The following is a 7,535-nucleotide window of genomic DNA, read 5'->3' as shown; positions in this document are numbered from 1 at the left end:
TTCGTGTTTCCTTTATCTCAGTTGGAGCGCTCCAGGCCATACGCCGCTGAACAGGGCGCTTACGCTTTTCCTATTGCTTAGTTGGTGTAAATGGTTTCATCCATAATAAAATAAAAAAGGTCATACAAATATAGCCAAATAATGGATACAAATAGGATAGCAGCGTACTGTAATTCACTAAACTAATGAGATAGGAAACAGCAAAAATGATTGTAACCGATACAAGCGTTGGAATACGGATATATTGCTGCAGCTGTCTGTCAAGTCCAAATACATTTCCAATCACAGACGTGAAGATTTCTCCAAAAATGACAAGAACAAATATCCAATATAAAAACGGAGCAACGTTTTTCATAATAATCGCCATTGGGATGTCATACAACTCAAGGTTAGGTAGCATAACCAACGTAAAATGGCTGCCAATTAATATGAGTGTCAACGCAAGACCTCCTAGAATTCCTCCCCATTTAATCGTCCAATCATCCTTAACCTCTGTGGCAACGGGGACCAGAACTGCCTGTGCCAAACCCAAATTTAAGGCAGCATATGAAAATGGAGCAATCACACTCTTCCATCCGTCTGTTGCATGTGGAATAAACAAAAAGCGATCTAAAAAGTTCGGCATTCTTAGTGATAAAAACATCAGGATTAAACTAAAGGTAATCATTAATGGAACAACGAAGGTATTTACCGCAAAAAGCCCCTTTGTCCCAACAAGCATGACCAGATAAGAAAGAAAAATGGTTAGAAACACACCAAGATTTTTTGGCAAGCCAAGCTGTTCTTCAAAGACGGCTCCAGCCCCGGCCAGCATGACAGCACTTACTCCAAGCAGCATAAAGAGCATAAAGAAATTGATGATACTGCCCGCCCATTTTCCAAATAGATGCTCGTTAAATTCTTGATAGGATTTTGCCTCGATTTGTGCCGCCATTCGCATCATCTTCGAACCAATACTGACAAAAAGATAGCCGCTCATTAATATACTAATAAAGCCAAAGAAACCAAACCGTGAAAAAAATTCCACGATTTCCTTCCCAGTGGCGAATCCAGCTCCAACTACTGTACCTACATAAACTGCCGCAATTTGAAAAGCTTGAGTCCAATTCCTCTTCACACCATCTCCCCCTTATCATCAATATATGATTATAGGGACAAACAAAGACGAGCTTTTTTCCTTTATTGGCAACGATTGCTATAAACAAATTACTTGAAAGTCAAAAAAGGTCAGAGTATACTATGGTCATAAGGTCAAAGATAGTCAAAGTCAAATTATTAAAAGCACAAAACCAAGGAGGTTATGTTCAATGCTTTGTCAACAATGTAATCAAAATCATGCAAATATACAATTAACGATGAATCTTAACGGTCAACGGAAAGAAATAAAACTTTGTCATGAATGTTACAAAAGAGAAAAACAAGCTTTAGGGGCTGGTTTTGGTCACAATATGAATTCATTCCCAAACTTTCCTTTTGAAAACCTATTTATGTCAAATGGCATGCCATACGGTCAGGATATGACAGGACAACAACCACCACAAGGTGAGCGAAAAACAGCACATGGCGGCTTTATCGATCAATTCGGCCGGAATTTAAGCACGATGGCAAAGGCAGGTCTAATTGACCCTGTCATTGGTCGTGATGAAGAAATAAAACGAGTAGTCGAAATTCTGAACAGAAGAAACAAAAACAATCCGGTTTTAATTGGTGAACCTGGTGTCGGAAAAACCGCTATTGCTGAGGGGCTTGCTATGAAAATTGCAAACGGCGATGTTCCAGGCAAATTACGTAATAAAGAAGTCTACTTGCTAGATGTTGCCTCCCTTGTTGCCAACACTGGCATTCGCGGACAATTTGAGGAAAGAATGAAGCAATTAATTTCTGAATTACAGGAGCAAAAAAATATCATTCTGTTTATCGATGAAATTCATTTACTTGTTGGTGCAGGTTCTGCTGAAGGCTCCATGGATGCGGGGAACCTATTAAAACCTGCGCTTGCACGAGGCGAACTACAGGTAATCGGCGCGACAACATTAAAGGAATACCGTCAAATTGAAAAGGATTCCGCATTAGAACGCCGCTTCCAACCTGTGCATGTCCTTGAACCAGCCTCAGAGGCGGCAATTGAAATCTTAAAAGGAATTCAAAAGAAATATGAAGATTACCATGAAGTCACCTATTCTGAGGAAGCAGTTAAGGCCTGTGTTCAATTGTCACAGCGCTATATTCAAGACCGCTTCTTACCCGACAAGGCAATCGATTTGCTTGATGAGGCAGGATCGAAACTAAATCTAACTTCCGATTATAAAAACAATGAGCAGATTGAGTCACGTCTCAATGAAATTTCAGTTGAAAAAGAAGATGCTCTTAAAAGTGAACAATATGAAAAGGCTGCAATCCTGAGAGATGAGGAGGCTAAACTAGAAAAGGAACTAAATAATGATTTTAGTTCAGAAAGACCAATTGTTACTGTCTCCCATATTCAAGAAATAATCGAACAAAAAACAGGAATTCCAGTCGGAAAACTGCAGCAGGATGAACAGCTTAAAATGAAAGCATTAGAAGAAAACCTAAAATCTAAGGTTATCGGTCAGGAAAAGGCTGTAAAAAAGATAGCAAAGGCGATTAGACGCAGCCGTGCCGGTTTAAAATCTAAACATCGTCCAATTGGCTCCTTCCTCTTTGTCGGCCCGACTGGGGTTGGTAAGACAGAGTTATCCAAGACTCTTGCCGAAGAATTATTTGGCACCAAGGATTCCATGGTTCGTCTAGATATGAGCGAATATATGGAGAAACACAGTGTATCAAAACTGATTGGTTCACCACCTGGCTATATTGGTCATGATGAGGCCGGTCAGCTTACAGAAAAAGTGCGCAGAAACCCATATAGCATCATTTTATTGGACGAAATTGAAAAAGCACATCCTGACGTTCAGCATATGTTTCTGCAAATCCTTGAAGATGGACGGCTTACTGACAGTCAGGGAAGAATTGTCAGCTTTAAGGATACGGTTATTATTATGACAAGTAATGCAGGTGTCAGCCATAAAACGGTTCATGTTGGATTTGGCACAAATGAAATCATCGAAGAGGCAAGTATTCTTGACTCCCTTGGTAGTTTTTTTAAACCGGAATTCTTAAATCGTTTTGATAGTATTATTGAATTTAACACACTCAATCAAGAACATATATTGACCATTGTCGATTTAATGCTGTGTGAATTACAAGAAAGATTACGTGAACAAAACATTGAAATAACAGTCACCATGGAAACAAAAGAAAAATTAGCTGAACTTGGCTACCACCCTGCTTTTGGGGCACGTCCGCTTCGAAGGGTCATCCAAGAACAGCTGGAAGACAAGATTGCTGATTTTATTTTAGAAGAGCATGATGTTAAAAAATTAGCAGCTGTTGTTGAAAATGGAGAGTTGAAAGTTGTTCCTGAAGTTGTAGCAGTATAAGATTAAAAAGCGAAGCCGCAAATCATTATGCGGCTTCGCTTTTTTGCTGTTAAAGTTTCTGATCTTCGACTGAATTTAACCAGTTCTCAATGACACCAACTACTGATTCAACACAGCCATCCTCAAATGGGGAAATTAAATTGGCTGCCTCAACTAATTTGGTAAATGACATGCTGCCGCCCAGCTTACATAGCTTTACATAATCCGCCCAAGCCGCTTCCTGATTCTCTCTTGAACGCTTCCAGAATTGAAAGGCACATATCTGCGCAAGCGTATAATCAATATAATAAAACGGTGAATTAAAAATATGACCCTGACGCTGCCAGAAACCGCCGTTTTCTAAATACTCATTGCCATCATAATCTTTATGCGGCAAATATTTTTTCTCTATCTTACGCCATTTGAGCTTACGCTCTTTTGGCGAAGCCTCAGGATTTTCATATACCCAGTGCTGGAATTCATCAACGGAAACTCCATATGGTAAGAATAATAAGGCATCGCTTAGGTGTGAAAATTTATATTTGTCCGTATCCTCTTTAAAGAACAATTCCATCCACGGCCATGTAAAGAATTCCATACTCATTGAGTGAATTTCACAGGCCTCATAGGTTGGCCAATTATATTCTGGAATCTCAAAGTGGCGGCTAGAATAAACCTGGAAGGCATGGCCAGCCTCATGTGTCAATACATCAATATCACCTGATGTACCATTGAAATTGGAAAAAATAAATGGTGCTTTATAATTTTCAATAAACGTACAATAACCCCCACCTGCTTTACCTTTTTTCGCAACAAGATCCATTAGTTTATTATCCTGCATAAAGCGGAAAAATGTACCCGTTTCTTCTGATAGATCCTCATACATTTTTTGGCCGTTTTCAATAATCCATTCCGGACTGCCTTTTGGTACAGCATTTCCCGTCTGAAAATTAAATCCTTCATCATAAAACTTTAATTTGTCGAGCCCGATCCTTTCCTGTTGCCTCATCTTTAATTTAGTTGCAATCGGAACAATAAAGTCCTTCACCTGAGCTCGGAAATTTGCTACCATTTCGGCGTTGTAATCTGTTCGCATCATTCGATAATAGCCAAGTTCAACAAAGTTTTTATAACCAAGCGCTTGGGCAATTTCCGTTCTCACATTAACCAGATCATCATAAATACGGTCAAGATCCGCCTCATGCTTTGCAAGGAAGGCAAATTTTGCCTCGGTTGCGCGTTTTCTCATTTCTCTGTCAGTCGACTCCGTGAATGGTTCCAATTGGGCAAGCGTTCTTTCTTCGCCCTCAAAATCTATTTTCGCAGAAGCTAACAGCTTCGTATATTCCGTTGACAAGCGGTTTTCCTTCTGTAATAAAGGGACAATTTCCGGCTTAAAGGTCTTAAGCTGCCCTTCAGCAAGTGCGAATAGCTGCCTCCCCCACTTTTCTTCAAGCTGCTTACGGAATTTTGAGTCAATAAGTGCATGATAATACTTAGTCACTAACCCTTCAATTTCAGGCTGGACTTCATCCATATAATCCTGTTCCAGCTTATAAAATTCATCGTTCGTATCAATCGAATGACGAATATAACAAAGATTGAACATTGTACCAAGATCATTTCTAAGCTTATTAATCTCATTCATGACCTGGCTTTGTTCCTCAATAGATGCTGAATTTTTAAAGCGTTCAATCTCAGCTATAAATTTTGCCGTTACCTCTTCTAACTTTGGTCGTACGTATGTATAGGTTTCAAAGCTCATTTTATAATCCCCCTATTTCTAAATTTTCCAACTAAATTATTTCGACACTATTTATTACTATTCCTTCAATCAAAAAAAATACGACCAAATGGCCGTATTAAAATTTACCCGCTGGCAATCCTAACTTTTTCAACAGCTCAATCGCTTCCGTTTTTTCTGAATCAGTAAGGCTCGACATGAGCGTATCGATTTGTTTTGCATGTTCAGGAAATATTTCTTGAATAAAACTTTCCCCCGCATCTGTTATTTGTGCATATGTTACCCTCCGGTCTTTCGGACAGGCAATTCTTCTTAAAAATCCTTTTTGTTCAAGCTTATCAACCACATAAGTAATACTGCCACTAGCGAGCAAAATTTTTCCACCGATTTGCTGCATCGGCTGATCACCTTTGTGATAGAGAAGTTCTAATACAGCAAATTCTGTTGGATTTAAACCATTCGCCTGGATGACTTTATTTACATGTTCATTAATCGCTTTATATGCTCGGGAAAGGACAATAAATAGCTTTAATGATTTTGCAACCGAATCATTTTCCATAATAACGCATCCTTTTAAGTTTTTAATATAATAGTTCTGGTTATAGAACCATCGTTTAAAATTATCTCGATTTCAAAGCTATTATAAAAAACTTTTTAATTTCTGTCAATTTCATTTAATCCAACAGGAATATTTCGGTAATAAGGTGAAACTTCTGATATAATAAAAACGCTATTATTTAAAGATCAAATTGAGGTACTTACATGAAAAATCGTAAAGGCAATTTTTTAATCTATTTTATCGTGGTGATCATGCCTGTTTTCATTCTAGGCTTATACTATTTTTATGATATTTTAAAAGAAAATGACTTGGAAAGAAAAAAAGACGCCTTATGGGTCGCCTCTATTTATCAAAAAAACTGGGATCAATTCATTAGCGAAACGAAAACAAGCCTAGATATACTCTCCCTATCCGCCAAGGAAAACCTAGATTCTCCTAAGAAAATGGAACCATTACTTATAAAGGTAAACCAAAACGACCCCCGGTATGGAGGACTGTACCTGCTAAATGAAAAAGGATATTTATTATCGGGCTCTGTTCCATTGCGAGATGAAGCTGATTTTCCCAAACTACCATTTATACAAGAGGTTATCAGCACAAAAGATACAATCATTTCTAAACATGAAGAAATTCTTAAAAACAACCAAAGAATTATTGGATTAGCTAAACCCGTTCTCGATGAAAATGGCGAATTAAAAGCCATTCTCATTGCGGATTTGCGGATTGATTATATGAGGAACCTGATAAAGGTTCTTACACCCGAAACCAAGCTATATGTTGTGAATGGCGGGAAAACTGCAATCCTTGAAATGAATGTAACCAATGAGGAAATCAGAGATGATAACACTTGGGTTACATCACCAATGGATCGAATACCATGGAGTATAAAAGTGAAAATTGCAGAACGAAATTATAAAGAAATTGGGAAAACATTAAGTAAGGTTTTATTTATCATCCTTGTAATTACACATATCCTTTATTTACTAATTGAATATCTTCTATTAAGAAGATTTGCACGTAAAGAAAGAAAGCAAAATGAACTGCAGAAGCTCGAATTAGTTGGCACTTTAGCTGCAAGCACGGCGCATGAAATTCGAAATCCTTTGACAGGAGTAAAAGGATTAATCCAGCTCCTTAGTGAAAAATATACCGCCCCTGAGGATCGCTATTATTTCGATGTCATTAACTCTGAGCTAAAACGGATTAATGAAATCGTTAGTGAGTTTTTAATCCTTGGTAAACCGACTGCACAATTGACAAATAATATTAATTTAGTCGAAACACTTGAAGAATTGAAGCCACTTATCATATCTGAGGGAAATTCACACAATGTAGAATGTAACTGGCAATTTCCTAGTGAACCAATCATCGTTAAGTGTGTTAAAGACGAAATGAAACAAGTCATCTTAAACCTAACAAAAAATGCGTTTGAATCATTCGAAAAACCTGGAATTCTAGTAATTAGGCTGCAAAAACATGGAAACGATTTCTGTACACTTGAAATTAGTGACAATGGTAAAGGAATACCGAAAGTTGAGTTGAATAAAATATTTCTTCCTTTTTATACCTCAAAAGAAACAGGAACTGGTCTTGGACTGGTTATTTGTAAACGGATCATAAACTCATTTGGCGGCAGTATCCAAATTGAGAGCAAAGAAAAGATCGGAACCACTGTTAGAATTATTTTACCTATTTAAAATAAAACGAGGCCAATTGTGGTCTCGTTTTGTTTATTTTCCCTATTTACAATTTGAATATTTCGAAATTAGAAATAAATATTTCTTATTTTAAT

General features: G+C 37.6%; 5 protein-coding genes. 2 read left to right on the top strand and 3 right to left on the bottom strand.

Annotated features, from left to right (window positions below; all coding sequences use genetic code 11):
• Positions 1-70: 70 nt before the first annotated feature.
• A complete protein-coding gene (locus BABA_RS15705; protein ID WP_007086194.1) occupies positions 71-1,117 on the bottom strand; it encodes a YkvI family membrane protein in 1,047 nt (348 codons plus the stop codon).
• 190 nt (positions 1,118-1,307) lie between these two features.
• On the opposite strand from BABA_RS15705, the gene BABA_RS15700 reads away from it, so the two are divergent.
• A complete protein-coding gene (locus BABA_RS15700) occupies positions 1,308-3,461 on the top strand; it encodes an ATP-dependent Clp protease ATP-binding subunit (protein WP_007086193.1) in 2,154 nt (717 codons plus the stop codon).
• A 49-nt stretch (positions 3,462-3,510) separates the two neighbouring features.
• Here BABA_RS15700 and BABA_RS15695 read toward each other — a convergent pair whose 3' ends face one another.
• Together BABA_RS15695 and BABA_RS15690 are read right to left on the bottom strand one after the other, a co-directional pair.
• Positions 3,511-5,205 carry a M3 family oligoendopeptidase gene (locus BABA_RS15695; protein ID WP_007086192.1) on the bottom strand — a complete coding sequence of 565 codons (1,695 nt, stop codon included), beginning with the start codon at positions 5,203-5,205 and terminating at the stop codon, positions 3,511-3,513.
• 97 nt (positions 5,206-5,302) lie between these two features.
• Complete coding sequence (locus BABA_RS15690; RefSeq protein WP_007086191.1) at positions 5,303-5,743, bottom strand: MarR family winged helix-turn-helix transcriptional regulator; 441 nt, start codon at positions 5,741-5,743, stop codon at positions 5,303-5,305.
• Positions 5,744-5,946: 203 nt separating this feature from the next.
• On the opposite strand from BABA_RS15690, the gene BABA_RS15685 reads away from it, so the two are divergent.
• Positions 5,947-7,440 carry an ATP-binding protein gene (locus tag BABA_RS15685; protein ID WP_007086190.1) on the top strand — a complete coding sequence of 498 codons (1,494 nt, stop codon included), beginning with the start codon at positions 5,947-5,949 and terminating at the stop codon, positions 7,438-7,440.
• The last annotated feature ends 95 nt before the right edge of the window (positions 7,441-7,535 follow it).

The organism is Neobacillus bataviensis LMG 21833, assembly GCF_000307875.1.
Taxonomy (GTDB): Bacteria; Bacillota; Bacilli; order Bacillales; family Cytobacillaceae; genus Neobacillus; species Neobacillus bataviensis.
Note: the sequence above shows the minus strand (reverse complement) of the source record. Positions and strands in the feature narration are given on the sequence as shown.